Below are 25,500 nucleotides of genomic sequence, written 5' to 3' on the forward strand. Positions count from 1 at the left end.
TTCCTTCATGAAGTGCCGGCGGCGATTTATCCGTGAATTTCATGGATTCGAAACCGTGAGCCGCTGTTGGTTGCTCGGGCTGCCCGGTGCGGAGTCCGATGCCGGATTTGACTCAAGGTTGGCCTATCGAGCTGTCCTAACTCGGCCGTTGTGGCCGGTATTTAGATAAGTGACAGGGATGAGTTCGCTCGCCGGATTGGGGGGTCCGATGGTGACTGTACAGCTCAGCCACTTCGCCGAATCTCGATGCTGTGCCTTCCCCTCCAGTGGAGACCGCCGTCACGTGATCAGGGCGTAGCCCTCCGCGCGAGGCCGGCGTCCTGCGACCGAGGCAAGCTGCAGCACACCCCAGGCTCGGCCGGGGTGTGGGCTGGGACATATGACCAGCGGATATCGCTTGACATGGGCAATGGAGGTGGGCGTCGATACCGACCGCCCCGGGCCATCCGGTGGCCCCGAACATCCCCGCTGCGGCCCCATAACGGGCCTGCGCGGGCCGACCGGGGCCGCCCTCCGGCCCGGGGTGCGGCAATCCCCCCTCCGGGCCGCCGGACGGCGACCGCGCGGTAATGGGCCGGGTACGCGATGCCACCGGTGGCGTCCTGCCCCGGTCATACCGGCGCCGACGGCGATCGGCGGAGGTCGCGGGGATGGGGGAGCGCCGGAGGAAACGCGGCGTCGAGCGGTCGGCGACGCGAGGTCAGCGAACAAGGGAAAGGCACGACAGCGACGATGAACGGAACCACCTTCAAGACGTGTTCCTGCCGGGACGAGGCGACCGGCAAGAAGCTGGGCAAGGCCTGTCCGAAGCTGCGCTGTCCGGGCGGCGGGGAGTGGTGGAGCAGTACCCATGGCCGGTGGGCCTACCAGTTGGAGTTGCCCGCGCACGCCGACGGGCGGCGGCGTAACCCGCTGCGAAGGCGAGGTTTTGCCTCGCTGGAGGAGGTCGAGGCCGAACTGGAGCACGCTCGCGCGCTGCTGGCGCTGGATGAGGACCCGCATATCCGGCGGAAGGTCACCGATCTGATGTTGTCCGTGCTCAAGGACAGCAAGGCGTTGCCTCCGGTGGAGGAGGTGCGGCGCAAGGTCCGCACCCGCCAAGACCTCAACCCCACCGTCATGGTCGCCGAATGGATGGCCGAGTTCCTGCGGCGCAAGCGGAAGATCGATGCCACTACGCGCCGCTCGTATGAGGCGCACATCCGCCTGTACGTCACCCCGTATCTGGGTGACATCCGGCTGGACCGGCTACGCGTTTCCGATGTGGCGGGGATGTTCGATGCGATCGAGGAGTTCAACGACGTCATCACCACCGCCCGCACAAGCGGCGACCCCGAGCAGCGAGCCAAGGTCCGTTACCGGCGGCCGGTCGGCCCGGCCACCATGCACCGCATCCGCGCCACCCTCCGGCACGCGCTGAATATCGCGATCAAGCAGGACCGGCTGATCGACTTCAACCCCGCCGCGGTCGTCGAACTCCCCGACGCCGAACGCCCCAAGGCGCTGGTATGGACCGACGAACGGGTCGCCGACTGGAACCGCGAACTACACGACCGGCTCGACATCGAGCAGCAGCGGCACGGGGCGCGGCTCAGCCGCGCCAGCATGATCAACGTGTACGCGTCCGTGCCGCGACCGTCGCCGGTGATGGTGTGGACGCCCTCCCACACCTACGCCTTTCTTTCCCAAGCAGCCACTCACCGGCTGTCCGCGCTGTACCGGCTGATCGCCCTGCGCGGGCTGCGCCGCGGCGAGGCGGTCGGGCTGCGCTGGAAGGACGTTGACCTGACCGCCGGAACTGCCGGGGTGCACTGGCAGATCACCCAGCTGGGCTGGGAGCCGGTACAGGGCAGGCCGAAGACCGAGGCCAGCGACCGCACTATTGCGTTGGATGAGGACACCGTCACCGCGCTGCGCGCGCATCGCAAGCGTCAAGCCGCCGAGCGGCTGGCCGCGGGCGAGGCCTGGATCAACAGTGGGTTCGTCTTCACGGACGAGATCGGCCGACCGCTGCATCCGCAGCAGGTCAGCGACCACTTCTACCAGCTGGCCTTCCAGGTGGGACTGCCACCGGGACGGCTTCACGACCTCCGCCATGGCGCTGCCTCGCTCATGCTCGCCGCCGGGGTCGATCTAAAGGTCGTGCAGGAGACCCTCGGGCACGTCTCCTCTACCTTCACCCGCGACACCTACACCAGCGTCTACCCCGAGGTGGCCCGCGCCGCCGCCGAATCCACCGCAGCCCTGGTCAACACTGCAGCCGCAGGCGCTCAGACAGCCCGGCTGATCACCCTGCCGAACCACACCGGCACGACCACTACCTGAGCCACTCAACCCAGGCAGGCCCGCCGATTCACCGGCGGGCCTGCCTGTTTGCTCTCAACGGCTATGCGCAGACGGAGCAGCCGATGGATCCCCGGCCTGTGCTGTGAACGGGGCCGAGAGGATCGCTGTGAGAAGCAGCGGATCTTTTATCTGCTTGTCACGAGCGGCCTGGTGGGCAAGAAGAGCCGGCTTGGACAAGGCTTGACCGTACATGAGACCAGCGCTGACCAGCGACGCCGTGCATACCGTCTGACTTGATCTTCTAGTTACCGTCGCTGGGGTCTGAATTGACGGTGGTCGCCTAAACGATCTACCGCCATACACGGTCCGTACACAAGAGCAACCACCGAGCAACCAACCATGATCAAAAACGAGCTCAGAGGCTGGCGAGAACCGAGAAACCCCAGGTCGGAAGCGGTATTGAAGAGTAGGGCGGGTGGGACTTGAACCCACGACCCACGGATTATGAGTCGGCTCGATTGGTGCCGCTCAGTGCCGTCGGGTGTTGTTTTGTATCGCTGTGGCCGGGATTCTCCCCGCTGTCGTGTCGGTCTGTGGCGACGTGTGCCGTGCTGTATCGCGTACACGCGAGCAACCACCGAGCAACCATACGTTCTTGACCATCACCACTATGTGCCATTTTTCCCCCTATCTCGGCACGGCTATGTAGGGCCAGGATTCGTGACGAGGCCCCAGCCTCACGGCAGATCGAACGCGTACGAGCAACCACCGAGCAGCCATCGGTAGGTGATGCGCGGGCTTGTAGTCGCATCGGAAGCATGTAAAGCCTGCTTGACGTGTTTGGATGTGGTTTTCGGCAGGCGCAATGCCCACCGGCTCCCACTGACCAGCGCGAAGGTCATCGGTGCCGCGAGCAGTCACACTGCGGCGGTATCCAGCGGGAGAAACGGCGTCTTCACGGCGAAGGCCGGCTATGAACCAACGTCAAGTACGACCGCGTCCTTTCCACGGCGTGACAGCGGTGTGCGACGGCGTCGAGTTGAGCGCTGAGTTGGTCATCGGCGCCGATGGCATCCGCAGTACCGTGCGTCGCCGGCTCTGGCCGGACACAGCGGTGCCGCGCTTTCTCGGGCGGACGGCCTGGCTGGGTATCGCCGACGTTCCTGATCTGCCGCGCAGTGTCACGCTCGGCCCGGGTGGCTACTTTCTGATCCACCCGATCGTGCGCGGCCGGGCGTACTGGGCCTATGTCACCACCGGCGATGCGCCTGGCATCCGCTACGGCCAGGAAAAGGCCGAGGTGACCCGCCAGATCGGGACCTGGCACGAGCCGATTCCGGCGCTGATCGAGGCCACTCCGGAGGAGGCGGTCATTCATATCGACGTCCACGGTGTGGAGGCGCTACCGACCTATGTCCGCGGCCGGGTGGCTCTGCTCGGCGACGCCGCGCACGCGATGAGTCCCGATCGTGGCCAGGGCGCCGGGCAGTCCATCGAGGACGCGGTCGTGCTCGCCGCCGCTCTGGCCGGTGAGCCCACGATCGAGGGTGCGCTGCGTCGCTATGACGCCGAACGCCGCCCGCGTACCCAGTCCATCGCCCGGGGTGCCGACAAGGACGGGCGGCGCCTCACCTCCACGGCCGCCCACCGGGCGATGGCGACCATGCTGCGCATGGTGCCCGGCCCGTTGTGGCGCATGGGCATCGCGGCCGACGGTAACGCAACGTGGCGCTGGGAGCCGCCGCATCTGCCGTCGCCGGCTACGTCCCACTGAGCCGGATTGGTCCTGCGACCTGATGGGGTCGGGAGGGAGTGATCCTCCCGCGCTGATCTGCCATCCAGCAGACGACGGTCACTTTGAGTGCGTGATTGATCCCTTTCTGTTATAGCGTCTATTTGTCGCCGCGTCGGCGTCCGCGCTGGTCAGCGCGGCCCATTCGAGTGAGGTGACCTGCCGAGAGGACGTTGATGCTGTTCCCTGCCACCCTTGTCGTGCTCGGGCTGGTCATCCTCGCCTTCGCGGGTGATCACTTGATGTCGGGGGCGGGCAGGTTGGCCGGTCGGCTCGGCCTGCAGCCTGTCGTGGTGGGCGTGGCGGTCATGGGATTGGTCGCCAGCGTTCCAGAGCTTGTCGTAGCCGCTACGGCCGGCCTCAGAGGACATGCGGAGCTGGCGACGGCCAGCTTGGTCGGCTGGAACATCCTCAACCTGACCGCGGTCCTCGGGGTCGGCGGGCTCACGGCGCCGTTGGTCATCCGGTCCTTGCTGCTGCAGCGTGAGGCGCTGCTGTCAGTGGCGGCGGTCACGATATTCGCGATCACGTTGCTGGAAGGGCTCGGCTGGGGGGCGGGTGTCACGCTGGCCGTGGCACTGATCTGCGCGGTAGTGCTGTTGGTGCTCTTGGCCCGGGCGGCTCCGCACGACATGGTGGCAGCGCAGAGCGTGGGTTACCTGAAGACGGCCGAGCTGCCGCGCCTGAGAACAGAGGTGTTGCGGACGTTTGCCGGCCTGGCTGGGGTGCTGGTGGGTGCGCAGCTCGTGGTGATCAACACGTCCGAACTGGCCGCACGGGCGGGTGTCTCGCCGGATCTGGTCGGGTTCACGCTGGTGGCGTTCGCTGCTGCGCTTCCCGTCTTGATCATCGCGATCCGGGCTCAGCGGTACGGTTACAGTGATCTACTTGTCGGCACCTTGCTCGGCGGCAACCTGTGTAACAGTCTTGCGGGCGGCGCCATCGTCACCCTCGTCACCGCTGGCGCGCCCACCGTGGCCTCGACCGTCATCGTGGCGATGGTGGGCATCATCGGGTTCATCTGGGCCCTGCTCGCCCGTGGCATACCGCTCAGCCGAGGCCCATCAGCCCTGTTGGTGGTGGCGTATTTCCTGGCGTTGCCGCTGCTCATATGAGCGGCAGCCAGGGTCACCGCCGCTCCCAGCGAATTGCCAACCAGTACGATCTGGTCCAAGTCCGCGACGGCCAAGACCTCGTCCACTACCCGGCCGTACCAGGCCAGCCTGCCCCGCCGAGGCCGGTACGGGTCGCTGGGTCCGGGCTGACCGGGGAGATCCCCCACCGTGGTCGCCCAGCGCGCCGACAGCGCCCGCAGCTACGGCAGGGCCACCGCGGCGTTGGAACCGGTGCCGGGCACCACGACGACCTGCGGCCCTCGGCGGCCGGCCGACACGAGCGCCACCTGGCCGGCGACGGAAGGCAGAGGCGGAAGTGCGGCTGTGCATCAGAAGGAGCGCTCCTTACACGAGGGATGGCTGCCGGCATGTCGACGGGGAGGAAGGCCGCAGAGCGGGACGGCCATGGTGAAGCCGATCACCACGACCTGCGCTGGAGGACGGAACCCGTCCACGAAGACGGCGTGTTTCAATCCGGGTCACCTGCCGGTCTGCGCAGGCGGCGAGTGACTCCGCCGTACCAGGCCGGGACCTCGCGCTCATCGTCGAAGGTGCGGGCGACGACGATGTCGGTGGAGGAGTGCAGCAGGATCGAGAGCACGATGGTGACGGCGACGATCTGGAACACCTGCTGCGCGGCGGGGATGCCGGAGGCGATTACAAGCAGGCCGTAGACGACGGAGGCGAAACCCTTGGGCCCGAACCAGGCCACCGCCGCCTGTTCGCGGACCGACAGCCCGGAGCGCAGGAAGGACAGCCAGATGGCGATGGGGCGGGCCAGCACCAGCGCGCCGATCGCGAACAGCCAGCCCTGCCAGCCGACCGAGCCGAGCAGCGCGGGGGTGATGAGCGCGCCGAACACCAGCAGCGCGGCCAGCTTGAAAACTTCGGCGATGAGCTCGCCGAAGTGCTCGAACGACTCGCGCTGCCGCTGTCCGAAGGTGGCCACGGTGATGCCGGCCGAGAAGGCGGCCAGGAACAGGTTGCCGTGTGTGGCCTTGCCGACGGCGAGCACGAGCAGTCCGATGGCCAGGGCGTTGAGCGGCTCATACTGGGTGGAGGCGGAGAACCAGCGCGTCTGCTCCAGCTTGATCGCCGCCCAGGGGATGGCGACTCCGATGAGCACGCCCAGGCCGAGCTCCAGGGCGAGTGCGCGCAGGTGCAAGTCCTGCGCGCCGGAGGCGATGGCCAGGAAGATGATGACGAAGGGCAACGCGAGCCCGTCGTTGACGCCGGACTCGACGTTGAGCAGCTGCCGTAGCCGGGGTGGCACCTTCTCGTTGCCGACCAGCGCGGCGGCGAAGACGGGGTCGGTGGGTGCCAGGATCGCGCCGATCAGCAGGGATTCGATCCAGCCCAGCCCGATCAGGTAGTGCGCGCCCACGGCGGTGATGGCCAGGGTGAGCGGCAGTCCCCAGCCCAGCGCCCGGCCCGGCAGCCGCCAGGCGCTGCGCAGTTGCGGCCAGCCCACCCGCATGCCGTCGGTGAACAGCACGGTGAACAGCGCCAGCTCGGCCAGCGTGGCCACCAGCTCGTCGCCCGGTTCGAGCGAGACCACGCCCAACACTCCGTCGCCGAGGACGAACCCTGCGACCAGGAAGAGCGCGGCCGTGGACAGGATGGTGCGGTGGGCCAGACTGGACAGCAGCACGGCCAGCAGCAGTACGCCCGCGAACGCGGTTAACAGAGTGCCCATCAGTGGCACCGCGAAGAAGAAGTCACTGTGTGTACGCCTCCGGTCGGATCCACTAGACGATCTTGCCGACCAGACTTCCCGGCGCACCGCCGCTCACCCTAGCAGCGACGATGTCAAGCGGATAGACGGATTCTTGACGCCGACGCCAGCACGCACATCACCGAGAGCCGATGGAGAGCTGCCGATCCCGCTCTCGGCGATCTTGGCAGGCCTTGATACGTTGTCTACAGGTGAGCCGGGAAGTCTGGTCGGCACGTTCTGTCCCCGTTGAGTGAAGGATGTGCCGGTGCGCGCCAGAGACCTGCTTGCCGACTTTCCCACCGTCGCTCTCGACACCTCCGTCGTCGATGCCGCTCGGATGCTGGCCGACCAGGATCTGCCGGGGCTCATCGTGGTCGACAACGACGGGGCGCCGGTGACGATCCTGCCCAGTACACAGGTGATGCGCCTGGCCGTGCCCGGCTACTGCCAGGACGACCCGGCGCTCGCCCGGGTTGTGGACGAGGCACACGCGGATGCCTTGCTCCAAGCGCTGGACGGCCGCACCGTACGCGAGGCACTGCCACGGCAGCCCCGCGAACTGCCGGTCACCGACCCCGAGGCGACCGTGCTGGAGTTGGCCGCACTCATGGCACGTACCCACAGCCCGCTGGTCGCCGTGGTCGACAACGATCAGCGACTGATAGGGGCGGTGATACTGCAGGCCCTGCTGGACCGGGTGCTCGCGGTATGAGCGTGCTGTCGTGGGTGAGCGTGGCGGTCTTCCTGGCCGCTTATGCGCTGATCGCCACCGAGAAGGTCCACCGGGTCGCGGCGGCGCTCGGCGGGGCCGGGATCATGCTGGCCATCCACGCCACCAACGGCGAGGCGGCGTTCTTCTCCCGGCACGCCGGGATCGACTGGAACGTCATCTTCCTGCTGCTGGGCATGATGGTCATCGTCGGAGTGCTGAAGCAGACCGGCGTTTTCGAGTACTTGGCCATCTGGGCCGCCAAGCGTGCCAGGGGCCGGCCGTTCCGGCTGATGGTGCTGCTGGTGCTGATCACCGCGGTGGCCTCGGCGCTGCTGGACAACGTGACCACCGTGCTGCTGATCGCCCCAGTGACGTTCCTGGTGTGCGAACGGCTCGCCGTCAACCCGGCGCCCTTCCTGATCGCCGAGGCGATGGCTTCCAACATCGGCGGCGCGGCCACCCTGGTCGGTGACCCGCCGAACATCATCATCGCCAGCCGCGGGGGCCTGACCTTCAACGACTTCCTCGTACACATGGCGCCGATGGTGATCGTGTTGATGGCGGTGTTCGTGGGGTTGTGCTGGCTGATGTTCGGCCGCTCGATGCGTTACGACCCGGAGCGCGCCGAGTCGGTCATGGCGCTGGACGAGCGGGAGGCGATCGCCGACCGGCGGTTGCTGTGGCAGTCGCTGGCCGTGCTGGCGTTGGTGATGGCCGCGTTCGTGCTGCACCCGGTGCTGCACTACGAGCCGTCGGTGGTCGCGCTGCTGGGGGCGGGCGTGCTGGTGGCCGCGACCAAGGTGACCACCGAGCAGGCCATCGGCGAGGTCGAGTGGCCCACGCTGGTGTTCTTCGCCGGTCTATTCGTCATGGTCGGCGCGCTGGTGGAGACCGGCGTGATCGGCGAGCTGTCGCAAGGGGCCGTCGCGGCGACCAGCGGACAGGTGGGGCTGGCCACCATGGGGTTGCTTGGCGTCTCGGCCGTGCTGTCCGCCATTGTGGACAACATCCCCTATGTGGCCACGATGAGTCCCATCGTCGAGCAGCTCGTTCAGGCCAACGGTGGGCACGACGTGTTGTGGTGGGCGCTGGCCTTCGGCGCCGATCTGGGCGGTAACGCCACCGCCGTCGGCGCCGCGGCCAACGTCGTGGTGCTCGGTATCGCTGCCCGCAACGGCACGCCGATCAGCTTCTGGCAGTTCACCAAATACGGCCTGATCGTCACGGTGGTCACTGTCGCCCTGGTCGCGCCGTACCTGTGGCTGCGCTACCTCCTCTGAACGCGGGCTCGTGGATCACGGCATCTCTGGACAAGACGGCTCTGTAGGAGCAGGATTTATTTTACGGTACCGTTCCGTTAATTAAAGGAGGTGGGTGCCGATGGATACCGATGTCCTGGTGGTCGGCGCCGGGCCGGTCGGCCTGGCGCTGGCATGCGCGTTGCTGCAGCACGGTGTCTCGGTCCGCGTGATCGACAAGGCCGAGGGCCCGGCCACCACGTCACGCGCGAACTTCGTGCACGCCCGCGGCTCGGAGGTGCTGGACCGCCTGGACGCCCTCGGCGATCTGCCGCAGGAGTCGGTACGGGCGATGACGATCACCACCTACGCCGGGAACCGTCCGATGATGAAGATCCGGTTCGGCGACCCAGGGCTGGGCACCGCGGCTCCACCGATGGTGATCTCCCAGGCCCGGGTCGAGGCACAGCTGCGTGAGCGGCTTGCCGAGTTGGGCGGACAGCCGGAATGGGATAAGCGACTGGCCTCCTTGCGGCAGGACGCGGCCGGAGCCACCGCGACGCTGGCCGACGGCCGTACCATCCGGGCGGGCTGGCTGGTGGGCTGCGACGGGAGCGGCAGCTCGGTTCGAAAGCTGGCGGGGATCGGCTTTCCTGGGGTGAAGGTCAGCGAGCGGTTCCTGCTGGTCGACGGCTGCCTCGACCCCGGGCTGGACCGGTCGGGCACCAGCGGCTGGGCGCACCCCGACGGCGTGCTGGGCGCGATGCCGATGCCGGGCGATCAGTGGCGGCTGCTCGCCTACGACGCCACCTTCCGCGACGACAAACCCGGCGAGGAACAGATCGTCGAACGCATGCGGCGCATCCTGCCCGAACGCACCGGCCTGACCGGCCTGCGTCTGCACGACGTCACCTGGGCGTCGTTGTTCAGCGTCCACCGGCGGCTGGCCGACACCTACCGCGACGGGCGCATCCTGCTGGCCGGGGATGCCGCACACGTGCATGCTCCGTTCGGTGGGCAGGGCATGCTGACCGGGCTCGGCGACGCCGAGAACCTCGCCTGGAAGCTGGCCCTGGTCGTGCAAGGGCTGGCCGCAGAGCGCCTGCTCGACACCTACCAGGCCGAACGCCGTCCGCTGGCCACCCAGGTCTTGCGCGGCAGCACCGCCGCGACCAAGGTCAACATCGCCGGCAGCCCGCTCGGCCGCCTCCTGCGCGACCAGGTGCTGATGCGGGTGTTCAACCAGGCATGGATCCAGCGCTGGACCACGTACACGACCTCCCAGCTCTGGGTGAGCTACCGGCGCGGCCCGCTTGGTGGGCGCGGGCGCAAGCCCCGCCCCGGCGACCGCATCGGTGACCTGGCCTGCGAACGCCCTGACGGCAGCCGCACCCGATTGAACGCCGAGCTGCGCGGGAAGTGGGCCGTGCTCGGCGATCAGGCCGCCTTCGAGGCAGCCCGGCAGCGGCTCGGTGACCAGGTGGTCAGCCTCCGCGCGGCCGGTCACGCCGACGGGCCCGCTATGCTTGTGCGCCCGGACGCCCATCTGGCCTGCAAAGGCGGCCCCGCCGAGTTCGCCCGCTGGCTGGAGGGAGCCCTGCGATGACCGCCACCCGAGGGCGCGGTCGCCCCCGCGACCCCGAGACCGACGCCGCCATCCTGCGCGCAGGGCTGGAGCTGTTCATCGAGCGCGGCGTGGAAGCGGCCAGCATCGAGCAGATCGCCAAACGGGCCGGGGTCGGCAAGCTGACCATCTACCGGCGCTGGAGCACCAAAGAAGACCTCATCGCCCAGGCCATTGAGCAGTCGGTCAGCTCCCAGGTCACTCCCTCGCTCGACGATCTTCACGCCCTCACCTCGCGCGAGATCATCGAACGCGTCCTCCCCGCGGCCGCGCAGATGGCCGCCAGCCCCGGCTTCCGCGCCCTGGTGGCCAGGATCATGGGCTCTGCCGTCAGCCACCCCTCGCTGATGGCCACGTACTGGACGCACTACATCCTGCCCCGCCGCAAGCTGGCCGCGCTCCTGCTGGAGCGCGCCCAGCAGGACGGTACGGTGTCCGGCGACGCCGATCTGGACGTGCTCATCGACATGATGGCCGGCGCGGTGACCTACCGCGTGCTCCAGCCCGACCCACCCGACGCCGACGGCATGCTGCGCTACCTCACGTCCGTCTACCGGCAGATCGGCCTCTACCCACCCGCTCAAGGATCGTGACCGCAGTGGTGACACCGTCCTCGGCCGCGATGCGCCGGCCCAGCGACTCGGCGCGCTCGGCCAGCGCCTGGTCGGTGACCGCCACCTTGATCGCGGCGGCCAGCCCTTGCGAGGTCAGGTGGCGCTGCGGCTGAGGCGGGGGCGCGACACCGGCGGCGTGCATGCGGGCGGCCCAGAACGGCTGGTCGGCGACGAACGGGCACACCACTTGAGGACGTCCGGCGGCCAGGGCCGCACCGGTGGTACCGCTGCCGCCGTGGTGGACGATCGCCGCCATCTGAGGGAACAGCCAGCCGTGCGGCGCCTGGTCGAGAAGCAGCACGTTCTCGGGCAGGTCGTCTAGTTGAATGCCGCCCCAGCCGGAGACCAGCACCGCCCGCACGCCGGCCAGCCTGATCGCCTCGCGCACGACCCGGCCGAGACGCCGCGGGTCGGCGCCCGCCATGCTGCCGAACCCGACGTAGACCGGCGGCGGCCCGCTCTCCAGGAAGGCCTTCAGCTCGCTTGTCGGTGTCCAATCGGCCGGTGTCGGCAGGTACCAGAACCCCGCGGTGTGCACCCACGACGGGTAGTCCAGCCGTGGGGGCAGCACCAGCTTGCTGAAGCCCTGCAGCACGGTGACCGGGCCCCCTTCCGGGGCGAGCAGGACGTCGTGCCGGCCCTTCCGCCTGGGCAGGTGCAGTGTGTCGCGCCGCAACTGGTCGGCGACGGCGGCGGAGGCGCGCCGCAGCAGGAGTCTGGTCGGCAGGTACGACGCCCGGTTCAGCGCCTTCGGCACCTTGAGCCCGGCCATCATCGGGTTGGGGAACGTGCCGGTCGGCACCCATACCGGCTGGAGCGCGGCCGGTACGGCGGGCACGCCCAGGCGCTCGGCGATGTGGTGGGCGGGGATGCCCGGTGGATGCACGATCACATCCGCCCCGTCCTTGGCCGCGGCGGCCATGTCGGCGAATACCTTGGCCATCAGCGGCTTGGTGCGCTTGATCACGGTGAGCGCTGTCTTCTTGCCGCGCAGGCCGCGGTAGTTGGTCTCGATCGCTTCGCGAATCTGCGGGTCGTCGATGAGCGTGTTCGGGCCGTCGTGCAGTGGGATGAACCGCAGCCCGTACGGCTCGGCCAGGGAGGCCGAGGCGGCCGGGGCACCCAGCACCGCCTCGTGCCCAGCGGCGCGCAGAGCGTGGGCCAGCGCCACATACGGTTGTACGTCGCCACGGGTGCCGTGGGTGAGGATGAGCGCCTTCACCGGTTTTCCTCATTCTGGAGGCGGGTGAGCACCCGCTGCTCTGCGGCCGGGTCGAACCAGGCGTCCGGGGCCGGGGCGTCGGGGCGCGGCTGGGGGTCACCTTCGGCCTGCAGCCATGCCCACGTGGCGGCGAGCGTTTCCCGCAGCGGTCGGCAGGTCAGGCCGACGGCGATGGCGGCGCCGACGTCGGCGTCGTGGATGCCGGTGGGCGCCGGGTCGTGCGGGTAGCGGAGGCCGAACTCCATCCCCAGCGGGAAGCCCACTTCCTGGAGCAGCTCCGGCGGCGCCCACAGGAGGCGGGCGTCGAACCCGGTCACTTCCAGCGCTGTCTGCAGCAGCTCGCCGATCGTGATCGCGGCGGGCGGTCCGGCCACGTTGAACGTGCCACCGACGCCGTTCTCGGCCGACGCCAGCATCCAGGCGGCCAGGTCCATGGCATCGATGTACTGCAGCGGCGTGCCGGTAGGTCCCGGCGCCACCACCGGGCCGCCCTTTTCCAGGCGGCGTAGCCACCACGGGATGCGGCCGACGTCTTCGTACGGGCCGAGGATCATGCCGGCCCTGGCCAGCAGAGCACGTTCACCGAACGCCTCGACCACGGCCAGTTCCCCGCCTCGCTTGGCGGCCGCGTAGTCGGCGGCCTCCTCGCTCGCCGGGTCACCGTCCACGAGCGGGGCGCTCTCGTCGGCGGCGGGTGGCCAGGGCCAGCGGTAGACGCCGCGGCTGGAGACGTACCCGTAATGCCCGGCTCGGTCGGCCAGCAGGCGGGCGGTGTCCCTGACCACGCATGGTGCCCAAGCCCAGGTGTCGACGATGGCGTCCCACTCCTGGCGGCCAAGTGCGGCCCGGACCGCTTCGGCATCCCTTCGGTCGGCGACCAGGCCACGGACGCCGGGCGCGGGCACGCGGCTCAGGCCGCGATTCAGCGTGGTCACCTCGTCGCCGCGTTCGAGGGCGGTTTCCACGACCGCACGGCCGACATGGTGAGTTCCGCCGAGAACCAGCAGTTTCATGACGCTCCTGAGAAGACGGGAAGCCAGATCGCCGAGGGGTGTTCGGGGTCGTGGAAGATCGCGTGGCTGGACGAGCGGAGCTCGCGTGCCTCCGCCGGCGGTTCGCCGGTGCCGGGGTTGCGACCGAAGCGGGGATGGGCAGCAATAGCAGTCGTCCGGGCCGTGCTCGATCCATTCGCGGAACCAGGGGACGCCGTGCCCGGTCAGCGCCAGGTCGGCCTCGTTCAGGGGGAGCGTCAGCGTGGCCCGCCGCAGCTTGCGGGCGGCGGTGGCCATGGCCGGCAGTCGGCGCAGGCGTACACCGTCGGCTGCGGAGATCTCCAGATCGCGCTGTACCCGTACCGGATGCCGGTGCTCGGGACGGACGTCGAACAAGCGGCTGAGAGGAGTCATCGGGATCGCCTTCCGGGGTCGGCAGTGGTGTTCGCCGACCAGGCTTCCCGGCACTCCATCGCGCTCCTGACGGAGGTTGATAGTCGCAATATAGCGAAAGTTCGGAAATTTCTGAAGCCTTAGCAACACCGTTATCCTGATATGCGGGAGGTGTCGTGTGAACGACCAGAACGAGCGGTGGCAAGCGGCGGAACGCCTGGCGCTGGCACTTACAGCGGGCGGCCTGCAACGCATGTCCGCACGCACCCTGGCCATGTTCCTGTTCACCGACGCCGAGACGGTCACCATGGGCGACATCGCCGACCGGCTCAACGCCAGCGCGGGCTCGGTGTCGGGCGCGGTCAAAGCGCTGCTGTCGGTCGGCCTGATCGAGCGCCTGCCCGCCCCCGGCAGCCGCCGCGAGCACTACCGATTGCGCGAGAATGCCTGGGCGACCCTGTTCACCGGCCAGAACACGATCATCGAGACCATGCTCCAGGCGGCCAGGAACGGGATGGACGCTACAGCTCCCGCCGATCCGGCGCATCACCGACTGGTCCAGATGCACGACTTCTACCACTTCCTGCTCGGCGAAATTCCCGCCTTGCTGCAGCGCTGGAAGCAGGAACAGCACCGAGGCGACTGCTGAGGGCACGGCAAGCGGCCGATATCACTGCCCGGGTCTCGCGAGGGCGGCGGACGTTGCCCTGAGACGCAGGATCGGGGCAACGAGCACAGCCGCGATCCGGCAGCGACAGGGTCCGGCACGGCCACGCCGATGGAGGTAGGCTGGCCCCCAGGTGAGCCGGGAAGTCTGGTCGGCACGTCCATCCCATCGAACAAGGATGTGCGCATGGGTCCCGAACCCTGCTCGCCGACTGTCCCGTCATCGCGCCGGGTCCTCTCGCGTTCGAGACGATCGCGATGACGGGCCGGGACAGATCGTCAGATCCCTCTCACCTCGGCCACGCGGCACCCGCCATGACAGCCCAGCACCTCCACGACACGCGGACGCCGGTCATCGAGGTCACCCATCTCAGCAAGCGCTATCGCGATGTGCCGGCCGTCGACGACGTCACCCTGCACGTGCGGCAGGGACAGATCTACGCTCTGCTCGGCCTCAACGGCGCCGGCAAGACGACGCTGATCCGCATGCTGCTCGGCATGATCGTACCCACCGGCGGCAGCGTGCGCGTCCTGGGCGCCGCCGTCTCGGCCGGCGACCGCTCTGCCTGGGCGCGGACCGGCTACCTGGTGGAGGCCGCCAGCGCCTATCCCGAGCTGACGGTGCGCGAGAACCTGGAGATCATCCGACGGCTGCGCCGCCTGCCCGGCACCGCCGAAGAGATCATCGAACGGCTCGCGCTGGCCCCGTACGCCGACCACCGCGCCCGCACCCTGTCACTCGGCAACCTGCAACGCCTGGCCCTGGCCAAAGCCCTGATCCACGCCCCCGGCCTGCTCATCCTCGACGAACCCGTCAACGGCCTCGACCCCGCCGGAGTCGCCGAGATCCGCACCCTGCTCGCCGACCTCGCCCACCGGCACGGCACCACGGTGTTCCTGTCCAGCCACCTGCTGGCCGAGGTCGCCCGCCTGGCCACCCGCATCGGCATCCTGCACCACGGCCGCCTCACCGGCGAGCACGACGCCGGCCAACTGGACCACCACCGCCGCCGCCACCTGCACCTGGCCACCCGCGACGACGCCACCGCCCAGGCCGTGCTGCGCGCACACGGCTACCACCCCGAACCCGCCACGCCGACCGGCCTGATGCTCACCGACCAGCGCGCCCTGGCCCAGCCGGAGCGGGTCGCCACCCTCCTCGTCCACGGCGGAGTGCCGCCCACCGAACTTCACCTGCACGAAGAGGACCTCGAAGCCTTCTTCCTGCGCACTGTCGGATCGAGCCCGCCGACCGAGACAGGGAATGGAACGGGGGCCGAGGATGCGTGAGGCGCTGTGGGCGGAACTCCTGAAGGTACGACGTAGCCGCCTGCCCTGGATCACCGCGCTGGCCATCACCATCGCCGCGCTGGTGTGCGGGATGTTCATGTTCATCCTGGCCGACCCCGCCCGCGCCCAGGCGTTCGGCCTGCTGGGCGGTAAGGCTCAACTGTCCGGTGCCAGCGCCGACTGGCACGGCTATCTCACCCTGCTCGCCCAGGCCGCCGCGGTGGGCGGCCTGGGCATCTACGGGCTGATCGCCATCTGGCTGTTCGGCCGCGAGTTCAGCGACCACACCGCCACCGACCTGCTCGCCTTACCCACCTCCCGCACCGCCCTCGTGGCCGCCAAGTTCACCATCGCCGCGATCTGGACACTGCTGCTGGCCCTCCTGCTCGCCGGGCTCGGCCTGTCGATCGGCACCCTGCTCGCCCTGCCCGGCTGGTCGGCGCCGACCGCGATCGACGGCGCCGCACGCATCGTGGCAACAGCCACGCTGACCATGCTGACCACCACGCCCCTGGCCCTGGCCGCCAGCATCGGTCGCGGCTACCTGAGCGCTGTCGGCGTCCTGTTCGCCCTCGTGTTCGCCGCCCAGGTCATCGCCGCGCTCGGTTACGGCGCCGTCTTCCCCTGGTCGGTGCCCGCCCTGTACGCCGGGATCACCGGACCGGACCAGGACCCGCCAGGCCCGCTCGGCCTGCTGCTGGTGGCGGCGACCGCAGCGGCGGGCGCGGTCTCAACCGCCGCCTGGTGGAACCGCGCCGACCACACCCGCTCATGAGCTGTCACGATCCTTCATGTCGTTGCCACGGATCGCCGACCATGCTCCGGACCTGTGCCTTGAAACCGATCCGATATGACGTTTGCCGACTAAGGAGCCGTCTACAATTTGCCGGATCGACCGGGGAACGACATGAGCTCCTCGGCCGTGATCCGTTCCAGTTGCTTGTGCCGGGTCTCCGGGCCGAAGGCGATGAGGGCGATCAGGGCCAGGGCCATCGGGATGACGCCGACGGCGGCGGTCACTCGAACGGACGGGATCGCGACGGCGGTGACCACCAGGGCCAGGATCAGCACCCCGCCGGCCTTGGTCGCTCCCGCCGACAGACCGCTGGTGCGGGCGCGGATCACGGTCGGGTAGATCTCCGCCGTGTACGCGGCGAGCACGGCGTTCAGGATGCTGATTCCCCATACCGGCACGACGAGCAGGACGTACAGCAGAGTGCGGTTGGCGGCCACCTGATCGCCCAGCAAGGCGAAGGCGGCCAGCGAGCCACCCATCACCGCGATCACGAGGATGATGGTCTTCTTGCTGCTCCAGAACCCGTACAGCAGCGCGATCGGCAGGCTGAGCGGGAACCCGATGATCGCGGCGTTGCGGAGGATCTCGCTCGCGTTCACCTCGGAGAAGCCGAGTCGCTGGAGGTTGGACGGCATCCACTGCTGGAAGCCGTACTGGGTGGTGCCGATGCTCAGGGCCAGCAGGATGACGACGACGGTCAGGCCGAGGAACGGCTTGCTGAAGGCCAGTCGGGAACCGCCGCCCAGGTCCTGCTCGACTGCGAGCTCGGACGGCGTCTCGACGATGGCGGCGCCGTATTTGCGCATGACGGCCTGGGCCTCCTCGTCGCGGCCCTGCTTGATCAGGAAGCGTGGCGACTCCGGGATCCAGCGGTTCAGCAGCAGGAGGATGAGACCGGTGGGAAGGCCGATCAGCCACAGCAGGCGCCAGCCGAACTGGTCCGGTGCGGCCCAGGTGGAGGCCAGCCAGCTCACGATGATGTAGGCGCCGGCGATGTCGCTGCCGATGAGCACGATCATCCAGCCGCGATGTCTCCTCGGCACCGTCTCCGAGAGCAGCACGAAGGTGAGTGGCAGCATGCCGCCGACGCCGAGCCCCATGATGAGGCAGGTGACCAGGTTCATCCAGAATTCGGGCATGGTGCCGCACGTCGAGGTGGCGATGAAGATGATCGCCGCCAGCAGGATGGACGCCCGTCGGCCGATGCGATCGCCCAGCCAGCCCCAGATGAACGAGCCGATCATGGTGCCGGTGATGCCGGCCAGCGGGTAGAGGCCGATCGGCAGCGCGTCGGCCGTCGGGTTCAGCGGTCCGCGCAGCCCGTACTCCGCCGCGGCGCCGGGAGCGAGGAACGCGAAGGCGGTCGGTTTCATCACGTCGATCGTGATGGCGGCTGCCATGACCAGGAGCAGCCCGATGTGGGCGGGCCTGATCGGCGCGTCGTCAAGAGGGGTGATGCTCACCTTGCTCAGCTCGGGCCGCCTGCCTCGGGACTTCGGGAACAGGCTGTACGTGGTGATGCCGACGCCGATGAACAGCAGGACCATGCCGACGGCCATCTCGGTCGTCACGGGCATGCCGGCGAGGTGATAGCGCATGTCATGGGCCATGAAGTAGCTCGGCAGCTGTAACAGTACGCCGACCGTGGTGGTCGTCACGCCGGACCAGAACGCCAGCGGATGTTCGTACGAGGCGGATCTCACGTCAATGCCCTTCTGGCGGTTTCCGGCAGGGAATCGAGAACCGATGGTGGCTCGGCACCTCGAGGAGTTCATGCGCGCACGTCGGGAAGGCTCGCCCAAGCAGGGCACTGCGCAGGCTCATGAAAGCCGCCGCTGACGCTCCGGGACGTTCGGCCGATTCCCGGGCGCCCAGTTCGTAGACCTTGCGCGTCATCAAGGAGAGCTGCTCTTGGCTCGGGGTATCGCGGTCATCAGAAGGCGCTTGTCCGGTTTGCCGTTCGGTGACAGCGGCACCTCGTCGATGACGGTGAAGGTCGCCGGCACGCATGCGTCGCCGAGCCGCTTGCGGACCAGCGTCCGCAGCGAGCCGAGGTCGGGGACCCGGCCCGCCACGGGCACCACGAAGGCGTGCGCCGCCTCGCCGGTGTCCTCGTCGGGGGCGCCGATCACGTACGCCTCCGCGATGTCGGGAGAGGTGGCCAGGGCCCGCTCGATCGGGCCGGCGTAGTAGAGGTTGGCGTTGACGATGATGACGTCCCGGGTCCGCCCAGCCAGGTACAGCCGCCCGTCCTCGTCGAAGTGGCCCAGGTCGCGGGTGCGCACCCACCCGTCGATGAATACCTCCGCGGTCTCTGTCGGTTCGGCCCAGTACCCGATGGCCTGCGCGGGGCTGCGGACGTACAGCTCGCCGTCGACACCGGGCGGGACGGGCCGGCCGTCCGCGTCCCGGATCACGACGTCGATGACGTCGGGCGGGAACCCGACCGACGAGAGGACGTCCTGCGGCGTGGCCATGGAGATCGTGCCGGTCTCGGTCTGCCCGTAGCCCTGGAACACGACCGGGCCGAGCACGTCGAGTGCCTCGCGGAGCCGGGAGGCATCCAGCGGCGATCCGGACACCATGAGCGCCCGGAGGCTGCTCAGGTCGGCCGGGGCGGTGCGCTGGGCGGCGACGAGTTTGTACAGGCGAGGCACGGTGATGACGCTGGCGGACGCCCGATACTTGGTGATCGCGTCGGGGAACGCGGGCAGGTCGGCGACGACCATGGTCCCGCCCGCGGCGAGCGTGAGCACGCCGTACTCCATCATCACCTGGCTGCTCAGCGACCCGAACACCAGGTAACGCTGCAGCCGGGAGGCCAGTTCGCGGATCGCCGGCGGCCACACCGCCGGGCGGGCCGTCCACGCCGCGTTCATGGTGGCGTAGGTCTGCGCGCAGGCCTTGGGCGTGCCGGTGCTGCCGCTGGTGTAGACGAGCCGGGCGACGTCCTCCGGCCGACCCGACAGGCGCAGCGGACCGTCCTCGTCGGACGCGGCCAGCAGCTCGGAGACGGTCAGCGTGCGCCGCGCGTGCTCCGGCCTGGTGGCCGCGTCGGTCACGACCGCGGTGACGTCCTGGCCGAGCACGTGGCGCAACTGTCCGTCGGACAGCCCTGGCCGCACGCCGACGACCCGGGCTCCCACCACGTAGCCGGCGATCGTCGCGGCGAACGCTTCGGGGGTGACGCCGAGCATCATGGCGAGGCCGTCCCCGGGCCCGACGGCCGCGGCGCGCAGCCCGGCCGCGATCCGCCGGACGAGGCCGAGCAGCTGCGCGCCGGTGACGGTACGGTCACCGTGCTCGAAGACGGGCCGGTCCTCGGCCGCGGCGAGGAGGTCGAGGACGACGCCCGGGTAGGGTTCAGCCGGCGTCGGCAAGGCACTCCTTGACGAAGACGGCCAGCGGCTGCTGGTGCACCGCCGGCAGGTCCCACTGGTTCTCCAGGTTCTCGGCGAGGTGGTGGACGCCGGCCGGCGCGCCGTCCCGGTAGTGCCGCACCACCGGGTGCAGGTAGCTCGCGTCGTGGGCGTTGATGGCGTCGTTCTCGACGACCCTCGGGACCGAGATGTCGAACGGGTCGACGGCGTCGTGATCCTTTCCGTACTCCAGGGTGACGACGAACATGTGCGAGGCGAGGCCGAGCCCGCCGCCGGCGACGTAGGCGACCGGTACCTCTTCCTGGTAGAGCGCGGTGGCGCCGGCCACGGTGACCAGGTCGCCGAGTACGCCGAACTGCTGCCAGAGCGCGGAGGAGCGGTTGACCCTGGCGATGATCGCGTCGCTGATCGCGTCCGGGGTGGGCTCCACCTGCTCGGCCGGCCAGGTCCCGCCGTGGTAGCGGGTGGTCAGGATCCGGTGCAGCGCGCGCACCCCGTAGCGGAAGCCGTGGATGAACCCGCTGGTGGCCTTCTTGAAGTCGCGCTGCTGGGTGAGCGTGCCGGCGAAGTACAGATCGGGCACGTTGACCGACTCGTACGCCGGAGTCTGCTCCGGGAACCGGTCGTCGATGACCAGCGCGGGCCGGCAGCCGTCGTCGAACGCCGAGGCGTCGAACCGGAACCCGGTGCACACGATCACCCGGTCGTAGAACAGCTCGCGCAGGGCCTCCACGGTGCGGGCGTAGCGGAACATCACCCGGTAGCGGCCGTCATCGCGGCGTTCGATGCTCTCCACCGTGCCGTCGAGGACCGTGTTCTGGGACTTCAGCTGGTAGCTGTCGAGGAAGTTGTTGTTCACCGCGCGCAGGTGCCCGACGTAATGCGACTGCCAGGCCATCCTGATGGAGTGCGGCCCGGCGATGTGGATGACCGCGGCCTGCTCCATGAGCGCGTCGGCGGTCTCGAATCCCGAGTTGCCCTTGCCGATCACCAGGACCCGCTGGTCGGCGAAGGACGCCGGGTCGGTCTCGAACGTGTCGTAGCGTTCGGCGTGCTCGATGCCGGGGATCGGCGGGACGTACAGCTGGGAGACGCCGGTGGCCATGACCAGTCGCCGGCCCTGCCATGAGCGTCCACTGCGATCGGTGGCGGTGAACCCGCCGTCGTCCCGGCCGATCCGGACGACATCGGTGTCGTAGTGCACCCGGACGCCGGTCGCCGCCGCGTAGTCGGACAGGTAGCGCACGAGATCGTCGGCCTGCGGGAAGTACTTCTCGCTGTAGCGGGTGAACAGCAGCTCCGGACCGTCGCTCAGCAACGAGTTCCAGTCCATCCGCAGCCGCAGCTCCGGGTCCTCGTACCCGGTGTGCACCTTGTTGATGGAGATCAGCCGGCGGTGCCGCGGGAACCGGGTGAAGAAGGTGCCCGGTCCGGCTCCGCGTTCCAGGACGACATAGTCGTGACCGCCATGTTCGAGCAGTGCGGCGAGCTGCAGCCCGGCCGGTCCGGCACCGATGATCAGGTAGTCATGCGCCATGATCCGGAAGCTACGGACGAATTCTCAGAGGATTCTGAGAATCAGCTGTCTATGGTCCAGGCATGCCCGCCGTCGAAGGCACCATCAACCTCAGCGCTCCGTTGCGCTCAGCCGACCTGCACCGCGCCGCGACACCGGTGTCCGTCGTGGTCGACGCGGCCGTCCGCGACCGGGTCGAGCGCGGCCGTGACTTCCTCCGCGACGTGCTGCGGGAGGAGGAACGTCCGGTCTACGGCGCGACCACCGGCTTCGGCGCCCTGGTCGGGTTCGCCGGCCGGGAGGAGGAGGCGGACCAGTGTGACAACACCCTGGCCCACCTCGGTGCCGGGCAGGGGCCGGATCTGGCCCATGAGGTGAGCCGGGCCGCGCTTCTCGTGCGCGTGTGGTCGCTCGCGCAGGGGGTGTCCGGGGTTTCGGCGCACGTGGTCGACGGGCTCGCCGCGATGTTCGCGACGACGTTCGTCCCGGCGATCCCACGTTACGGTTCGGTCGGCGCGAGCGGGGATCTGATCCCGCTCGCCTATGCCACTCAGGCACTGCGTGGCCGGGGACAGGCGTATCTCGACGGCTCGCGGATGCCCGCGGCCGAGGCGCTGCGCCATGCCGGGCTGACCCCGTTGACGCTCGACGGCCGGGACGCCCTCGCGCTCGTCAACGGCACCTCTCTCACCACAGCCGCGACCGCCCTGGCCCTGGACAGCGTCCGGTCCTCGCACCGCGCGGTGCAGGCGCTCACCTGTCTGCTGGTCGATCTGCTCGGCTGTGACCCGGGCTTCCTCAACCCGGGCTTACTCGACGCCTATGGCCATCCCGGCGCGGTCGACGTCGCCGACGGCATGCGCAAGACCCTTGCCGGGATCGTCCCGGCCGGCACACGTGCGCTGCAGGAGCCGTACAGCATCCGCTGCTCCCCGCAGCTGCTGGGCGCCGCTGAGGACGCCCTGCGGTATGTCGACGGTGTCGTCGCGGCCGACCTGTCCAGCGTCAGCGACAACCCGCTGTTCTTCCCCGACGACGACCTGGTCGTGCATGGCGGCAACTTCTTCGGGCAGCCGGCCGCGTTCGCCGCCGATGTCCTGGCGATGGTCACCGCTCAGCTCGGCAACCTCGCCGAGCGGCAGCTGGACCTCCTCGTCGACCCGGCCCGCAACGGCGGCCTGCCCCCGATGCTCGCCGCCGGACCCGGCCGCCAGCACGGGATGCAGGGGGTACAGCTCGCCACGACCGCGTTCGTCGCCGAGATCCGCCGCGCCGCCGTGCCGGCCGGCATGCAGAGCCTGCCGACCAACCTGCACAACCAGGACGTGGTGCCGTTCGGCACCCAGGCCGCCCTTCGGGCCTACGACATGGCCGACCTGCTGCGGCTGCTCTGCGGGTCGCTGGCGGTGGGGCTGCGGCAGGCGGCGCACGTCGGCGCCCGCCGCCCCACGGCTCCGGGCTGTGCGGTGCTCCTCGACGCCCTGGTCGAGGCGATCCCTGCGGTCGATCCCGACCGCCCGCTGGACGCCGATGTCCGCAAGGCCGCCGAACTGCTCACCGCGATACTCCCCTGAATGAAACAACCGCTGGGATCTCACCCAGTTTCCGGATAGACGGGTCTATTCGCCTGAGTTTTCGCCGGGCGGTGAACACTCGCTGACGGCGATCTGGTCCCACAACCTGCAGGTGCCATAGACCCGGTAATGGGGCTGACCTGCCGTCTCCAACTGGTCGCCTGTGGTTGGTCGTGACGCTGGGCACGATACTGCGCCGGCACGCTGACCTGATACGAGATCAGCCCCAACAGTTCCTCATCGGGTAGCGAGCCATCGAGGCCGCGGTGTTCCAGTGCCGTTTGTTGAGATGGTGGCCCGGCGCGATCGCGGTATAGCGAGCACGCGCATCGGCGGCCAGCTCGGGATCACATTTGAGGCTGACGCCCAGGCGGAGGACCCAAGGGCTCCGCTGCTAAGCCTGCGGCCGGCTGATGTCGACCATCCACGACACGCCGAACTTGTCGACGCACATGCCGAACTCGTCGCCCCAGGCCTGCTTCTGCATGGGCATCGTGACCGTCCCGCCCGCGGACAGCTTCTCCCAGCCGTGAGGACATGATTCCTCCTGGAGCTGCGTGTTATGGACGTAGCCCGGTCAGTCGAGGTGAAGCAGGTGAGGACCACGCTAACGCCCCGCAGGTCAGGCACGGAGGACGTCGGTCGTCTGTGGTGTTTCGGCCGCCGTTGAGGGTCTCCACCGACATGCGCGCCGGCTCTTCTAGCGGTGCTCGGGGTTGTCGAAGTCGAAGCGGCATCCGGCGTCCCATCCCGAGCGCTGGTTGCCGTGGGCCGGGATGCCGCCGGCGTCCTTGAGCATGCGGGCCAGGTGCAGCAGGTTCCAGGTCATGAAGGTGGTGTTGCGGTTGGTGAAGTCGTTCTCCGGCCCGCCCGAGCCCGGGTCGAGGTAGGAGGGGCCGGGGCCGGCCTCGCCGATCCAGCCGGCGTCGGCCTGGGGCGGGATGGTGTAGCCCAGGTGCTACAGGCTGTGGAGCACGTTCATGGCGCTGTGCTTGACGCCGTCCTCGTTGCCCGTGATCAGGCAGCCGCCCACGCGTCCGTAGTAGGCGTACTGGCCGGCCTCGTTGAGCAGGCTGGAGCAGGCGTACAGTCGCTCGATCACCTTCTTGTCACGGAGCTGTTGTCGCCGAGCCAGGTCGGCCCGGCGATGACCAGGATGTCGGCGGCCAGCACCCGCTGGTAGAGGGCGGGCCACTCGTCCAGGCGCTCCGTTGACTGTCATCGTGACGGATCCCTTCGATGCGGCCCAGGTGCCTCCGTAGGCAAGCTTCGGGCCATGACCTGTTCTTCGGCCAGCAGGCTCGCCGCGCCGTCCTAGGTCAGACGGGCCATCCAGCGGTCGTGGGTCGTCCAGCAGTCCACGAGCGGGAAGCCGCCGGCGCGGGCCACGCGCTGGATGTCGTTCACCGACACGGTCGCCCAGCCGAACCAGTCGCCGATGAGCGGGCCGCGGCGCAGCCGTACCCGGTCGACGCGGCTCGTCGTCCCGGGCGGTGCGAGCTCCACCAGGACCTCGCCGCCGGGCCGGACCAGCTGCCTGACCCGGCGGAGCAGCAGCTCGGGGTTGCCGCCGATGCCGATGTTGCCGTCGGCCAGCAGTGCCGTCGCCCACCGGCCGCTGCCTGGGACCTCGTCGAAGACGTCGCGGAGCAGGGCGAAGCCGCCGGCCCTGCGGGTGAGGGCGACGGCGCGAGGGGTGATGTCGATGCCGAGCGCCCGAATGCCGCGGTGGGTCAGCGCCACGGTGAACCGGCCCGGGCCCGAGCCGATGTCCAGGGTCGGGTCGGCACATCTGCGCAGGAGCGTCTCGTCGCCGTCGATCGGCTCGAACCAGCGGGCGGTCTCCAGCGCGGCGCGGGTGCCGTCGACGTACTCGATCTCGGCGGTCGCTCCGGTGAGCGCGTCGGCGTAGATCTGCCCGATCATTCGCCCAGCTCCCGCAGTGTGGTGGCGAAGTGGGAATCAGGCGATTGCGCGGCCACCGCGAGGGCGTCCGCCGCAGTGTCGACATCGGTCAGCTCGGGCAGCAGATGGACGGACAACCCGGCCCGGTCCAGCCGGTCGAGTTGGAGCTTGCCGGTCTCCGGATGCGACATCGGCACCCCCAGCAGCAGCGAGGCGTCCGGCTGCCGCAGGCCGAGCAGCCAGAAGCCGCCGTCCGCGGCGGGGCCGAACACGGCGTCGTGACCCGTCAGGGCCTCCGTCGCCGCGCTGAGCAGCGCGGGCGTCACCTGGGGGGTGTCCATGCCGATCAGTACGACGGGTTCCGGCCGGAGCCGGTAGGCGTCGGAGAACGCCGCCGCCAGACGCTCGTCCAGGCCCGCGCCGCGCTGCGGGATCACCGCGAATCCCGGGGGCAGCCAGCTTCCCGGCAGCCCGTCCAGGGCGAGCACCCGCTGGGTGGCGGGAGTCGCGCAGACGGCGAGGAGGCTGTCGCGGAGAGCAGCCTCGGCGAGGGCGGCGGCCTGCTCCGGGCTGAACGGCGGGGTCAGCCGGGTCTTGACCCTCCCGGCTACCGGCTCCTTGGCGATGATCACGATCTGGGCCATGTGATCGACAGTAGGGCGGCGCAC

22 protein-coding genes and 1 pseudogene are annotated in these 25,500 nt (G+C 69.3%); 11 read left to right on the plus strand and 12 right to left on the minus strand.

Annotated features, from left to right (window positions below):
* The first annotated feature begins 594 nt into the window (after positions 1 to 594).
* The 3 genes from ACWDRB_RS58980 to ACWDRB_RS58990 all read left to right on the plus strand — a co-directional run bounded on the left by ACWDRB_RS58980 (position 595) and on the right by ACWDRB_RS58990 (position 5,193).
* A complete protein-coding gene (locus ACWDRB_RS58980; RefSeq protein WP_449910281.1) occupies positions 595 to 2,325 on the plus strand; it encodes a tyrosine-type recombinase/integrase in 1,731 nt (576 codons plus the stop codon).
* Positions 2,326 to 3,307: 982 nt separating this feature from the next.
* Positions 3,308 to 4,060: an FAD-dependent monooxygenase gene (locus ACWDRB_RS58985; protein ID WP_449910283.1), complete on the plus strand. Its 753-nt coding sequence runs from the start codon at positions 3,308 to 3,310 to the stop codon at positions 4,058 to 4,060.
* Positions 4,061 to 4,254: 194 nt separating this feature from the next.
* Positions 4,255 to 5,193 carry a sodium:calcium antiporter gene (locus tag ACWDRB_RS58990; RefSeq protein ID WP_449910285.1) on the plus strand — a complete coding sequence of 313 codons (939 nt, stop codon included), beginning with the start codon at positions 4,255 to 4,257 and terminating at the stop codon, positions 5,191 to 5,193.
* On the opposite strand, the pseudogene ACWDRB_RS58995 reads toward ACWDRB_RS58990, so the two are convergent.
* Positions 5,142 to 5,360: pseudogene (locus ACWDRB_RS58995) on the minus strand (alpha/beta fold hydrolase); the annotation flags it as partial. The gene ACWDRB_RS58990 and the pseudogene ACWDRB_RS58995 sit on opposite strands and share 52 nt — an antisense overlap.
* 302 nt (positions 5,361 to 5,662) lie before the next feature.
* Entirely contained in the window at positions 5,663 to 6,889 is a 1,227-nt protein-coding gene (locus ACWDRB_RS59000) for a cation:proton antiporter (protein WP_449910287.1), read from the minus strand.
* Between the two features lie 286 nt (positions 6,890 to 7,175).
* Between ACWDRB_RS59000 and ACWDRB_RS59005 the strand changes: the two genes are divergently transcribed.
* The 4 genes from ACWDRB_RS59005 to ACWDRB_RS59020 all read left to right on the plus strand — a co-directional run bounded on the left by ACWDRB_RS59005 (position 7,176) and on the right by ACWDRB_RS59020 (position 11,077).
* On the plus strand, positions 7,176 to 7,622 hold the full coding sequence (locus tag ACWDRB_RS59005) for a CBS domain-containing protein (protein ID WP_449910289.1): 447 nt from the start codon (positions 7,176 to 7,178) through the stop codon (positions 7,620 to 7,622).
* Entirely contained in the window at positions 7,619 to 8,902 is a 1,284-nt protein-coding gene (locus ACWDRB_RS59010; protein ID WP_449910291.1) for an ArsB/NhaD family transporter, read from the plus strand. Before ACWDRB_RS59005 ends, ACWDRB_RS59010 begins: the two co-directional genes overlap by 4 nt.
* 100 nt (positions 8,903 to 9,002) lie before the next feature.
* Positions 9,003 to 10,466 carry an FAD-dependent oxidoreductase gene (locus ACWDRB_RS59015; RefSeq protein ID WP_449910293.1) on the plus strand — a complete coding sequence of 488 codons (1,464 nt, stop codon included), beginning with the start codon at positions 9,003 to 9,005 and terminating at the stop codon, positions 10,464 to 10,466.
* Positions 10,463 to 11,077, plus strand: coding sequence for a TetR/AcrR family transcriptional regulator (locus ACWDRB_RS59020; protein ID WP_449910295.1), 615 nt, complete (start codon positions 10,463 to 10,465; stop codon positions 11,075 to 11,077). The genes ACWDRB_RS59015 and ACWDRB_RS59020 overlap by 4 nt, the downstream gene beginning before the upstream one ends.
* Here the strand turns inward: ACWDRB_RS59020 and ACWDRB_RS59025 are convergent.
* Both ACWDRB_RS59025 and ACWDRB_RS59030 read right to left on the minus strand, forming a co-directional pair.
* Positions 11,025 to 12,320, minus strand: coding sequence for a glycosyltransferase (locus ACWDRB_RS59025; RefSeq protein ID WP_449910297.1), 1,296 nt, complete (start codon positions 12,318 to 12,320; stop codon positions 11,025 to 11,027). The genes ACWDRB_RS59020 and ACWDRB_RS59025 overlap by 53 nt on opposite strands.
* On the minus strand, positions 12,317 to 13,726 hold the full coding sequence (locus ACWDRB_RS59030) for an NAD-dependent epimerase/dehydratase family protein (protein ID WP_449910299.1): 1,410 nt from the start codon (positions 13,724 to 13,726) through the stop codon (positions 12,317 to 12,319). Before ACWDRB_RS59030 ends, ACWDRB_RS59025 begins: the two co-directional genes overlap by 4 nt.
* A gap of 157 nt (positions 13,727 to 13,883) precedes the next feature.
* Between ACWDRB_RS59030 and ACWDRB_RS59035 the strand changes: the two genes are divergently transcribed.
* From ACWDRB_RS59035 to ACWDRB_RS59045, 3 genes are all read left to right on the plus strand, one after another.
* Entirely contained in the window at positions 13,884 to 14,354 is a 471-nt protein-coding gene (locus ACWDRB_RS59035; protein WP_449910301.1) for a GbsR/MarR family transcriptional regulator, read from the plus strand.
* Between the two features lie 332 nt (positions 14,355 to 14,686).
* On the plus strand, positions 14,687 to 15,661 hold the full coding sequence (locus ACWDRB_RS59040; RefSeq protein ID WP_449910303.1) for an ABC transporter ATP-binding protein: 975 nt from the start codon (positions 14,687 to 14,689) through the stop codon (positions 15,659 to 15,661).
* On the plus strand, positions 15,654 to 16,436 hold the full coding sequence (locus ACWDRB_RS59045; protein WP_449910305.1) for an ABC transporter permease: 783 nt from the start codon (positions 15,654 to 15,656) through the stop codon (positions 16,434 to 16,436). The genes ACWDRB_RS59040 and ACWDRB_RS59045 overlap by 8 nt, the downstream gene beginning before the upstream one ends.
* A 101-nt stretch (positions 16,437 to 16,537) precedes the next feature.
* Here ACWDRB_RS59045 and ACWDRB_RS59050 read toward each other — a convergent pair whose 3' ends face one another.
* The 3 genes from ACWDRB_RS59050 to ACWDRB_RS59060 form a co-directional block, all read right to left on the minus strand.
* A complete protein-coding gene (locus ACWDRB_RS59050) occupies positions 16,538 to 18,160 on the minus strand; it encodes an MFS transporter (RefSeq protein ID WP_449910307.1) in 1,623 nt (540 codons plus the stop codon).
* A gap of 192 nt (positions 18,161 to 18,352) precedes the next feature.
* Positions 18,353 to 19,837, minus strand: a complete 1,485-nt coding sequence (locus ACWDRB_RS59055) for a class I adenylate-forming enzyme family protein (protein WP_449910309.1) — start codon at positions 19,835 to 19,837, stop codon at positions 18,353 to 18,355.
* Positions 19,821 to 21,374: an NAD(P)-binding domain-containing protein gene (locus ACWDRB_RS59060; protein ID WP_449910311.1), complete on the minus strand. Its 1,554-nt coding sequence runs from the start codon at positions 21,372 to 21,374 to the stop codon at positions 19,821 to 19,823. The genes ACWDRB_RS59055 and ACWDRB_RS59060 overlap by 17 nt, the downstream gene beginning before the upstream one ends.
* 62 nt (positions 21,375 to 21,436) lie before the next feature.
* On the opposite strand from ACWDRB_RS59060, the gene ACWDRB_RS59065 reads away from it, so the two are divergent.
* Complete coding sequence (locus ACWDRB_RS59065; RefSeq protein WP_449910313.1) at positions 21,437 to 22,927, plus strand: aromatic amino acid ammonia-lyase; 1,491 nt, start codon at positions 21,437 to 21,439, stop codon at positions 22,925 to 22,927.
* 220 nt (positions 22,928 to 23,147) lie between these two features.
* On the opposite strand, the gene ACWDRB_RS59070 is transcribed toward ACWDRB_RS59065, so the two are convergent.
* From ACWDRB_RS59070 to ACWDRB_RS59090, 5 genes are all read right to left on the minus strand, one after another.
* A complete protein-coding gene (locus ACWDRB_RS59070; protein WP_449910342.1) occupies positions 23,148 to 23,297 on the minus strand; it encodes an MmcQ/YjbR family DNA-binding protein in 150 nt (49 codons plus the stop codon).
* 330 nt (positions 23,298 to 23,627) lie between these two features.
* Entirely contained in the window at positions 23,628 to 23,756 is a 129-nt protein-coding gene (locus ACWDRB_RS59075; protein ID WP_449910315.1) for a hypothetical protein, read from the minus strand.
* Between the two features lie 129 nt (positions 23,757 to 23,885).
* Positions 23,886 to 24,029, minus strand: coding sequence for a hypothetical protein (locus ACWDRB_RS59080; protein ID WP_449910317.1), 144 nt, complete (start codon positions 24,027 to 24,029; stop codon positions 23,886 to 23,888).
* A 212-nt stretch (positions 24,030 to 24,241) separates the two neighbouring features.
* Entirely contained in the window at positions 24,242 to 24,853 is a 612-nt protein-coding gene (locus ACWDRB_RS59085) for a class I SAM-dependent methyltransferase (RefSeq protein WP_449910319.1), read from the minus strand.
* Positions 24,850 to 25,476 carry a TIGR04282 family arsenosugar biosynthesis glycosyltransferase gene (locus ACWDRB_RS59090; RefSeq protein WP_449910321.1) on the minus strand — a complete coding sequence of 209 codons (627 nt, stop codon included), beginning with the start codon at positions 25,474 to 25,476 and terminating at the stop codon, positions 24,850 to 24,852. Before ACWDRB_RS59090 ends, ACWDRB_RS59085 begins: the two co-directional genes overlap by 4 nt.
* Positions 25,477 to 25,500 lie beyond the last annotated feature (24 nt).

The sequence above is a fragment of the Nonomuraea sp. NPDC003707 genome, from assembly GCF_053587055.1.

What these genes read in the sequence shown, in the direction of transcription:
- ACWDRB_RS58990 (WP_449910285.1), top strand. Translation starts at nt 4,255, where the DNA reads ATGCTGTTCCCTGCCACCCTTGTCGTGCTCGGGCTGGTCATCCTCGCC.
- ACWDRB_RS59000 (WP_449910287.1), bottom strand. Translation starts at nt 6,889, where the DNA reads ATGGGCACTCTGTTAACCGCGTTCGCGGGCGTACTGCTGCTGGCCGTG.
- ACWDRB_RS59010 (WP_449910291.1), top strand. Translation starts at nt 7,619, where the DNA reads ATGAGCGTGCTGTCGTGGGTGAGCGTGGCGGTCTTCCTGGCCGCTTAT.
- ACWDRB_RS59015 (WP_449910293.1), top strand. Translation starts at nt 9,003, where the DNA reads ATGGATACCGATGTCCTGGTGGTCGGCGCCGGGCCGGTCGGCCTGGCG.
- ACWDRB_RS59020 (WP_449910295.1), top strand. Translation starts at nt 10,463, where the DNA reads ATGACCGCCACCCGAGGGCGCGGTCGCCCCCGCGACCCCGAGACCGAC.
- ACWDRB_RS59030 (WP_449910299.1), bottom strand. Translation starts at nt 13,726, where the DNA reads ATGACTCCTCTCAGCCGCTTGTTCGACGTCCGTCCCGAGCACCGGCAT.
- ACWDRB_RS59040 (WP_449910303.1), top strand. Translation starts at nt 14,687, where the DNA reads ATGACAGCCCAGCACCTCCACGACACGCGGACGCCGGTCATCGAGGTC.
- ACWDRB_RS59045 (WP_449910305.1), top strand. Translation starts at nt 15,654, where the DNA reads ATGCGTGAGGCGCTGTGGGCGGAACTCCTGAAGGTACGACGTAGCCGC.
- ACWDRB_RS59060 (WP_449910311.1), bottom strand. Translation starts at nt 21,374, where the DNA reads ATGGCGCATGACTACCTGATCATCGGTGCCGGACCGGCCGGGCTGCAG.
- ACWDRB_RS59065 (WP_449910313.1), top strand. Translation starts at nt 21,437, where the DNA reads ATGCCCGCCGTCGAAGGCACCATCAACCTCAGCGCTCCGTTGCGCTCA.
- ACWDRB_RS59075 (WP_449910315.1), bottom strand. Translation starts at nt 23,756, where the DNA reads ATGACCTGGAACCTGCTGCACCTGGCCCGCATGCTCAAGGACGCCGGC.
- ACWDRB_RS59085 (WP_449910319.1), bottom strand. Translation starts at nt 24,853, where the DNA reads ATGATCGGGCAGATCTACGCCGACGCGCTCACCGGAGCGACCGCCGAG.
- ACWDRB_RS59090 (WP_449910321.1), bottom strand. Translation starts at nt 25,476, where the DNA reads ATGGCCCAGATCGTGATCATCGCCAAGGAGCCGGTAGCCGGGAGGGTC.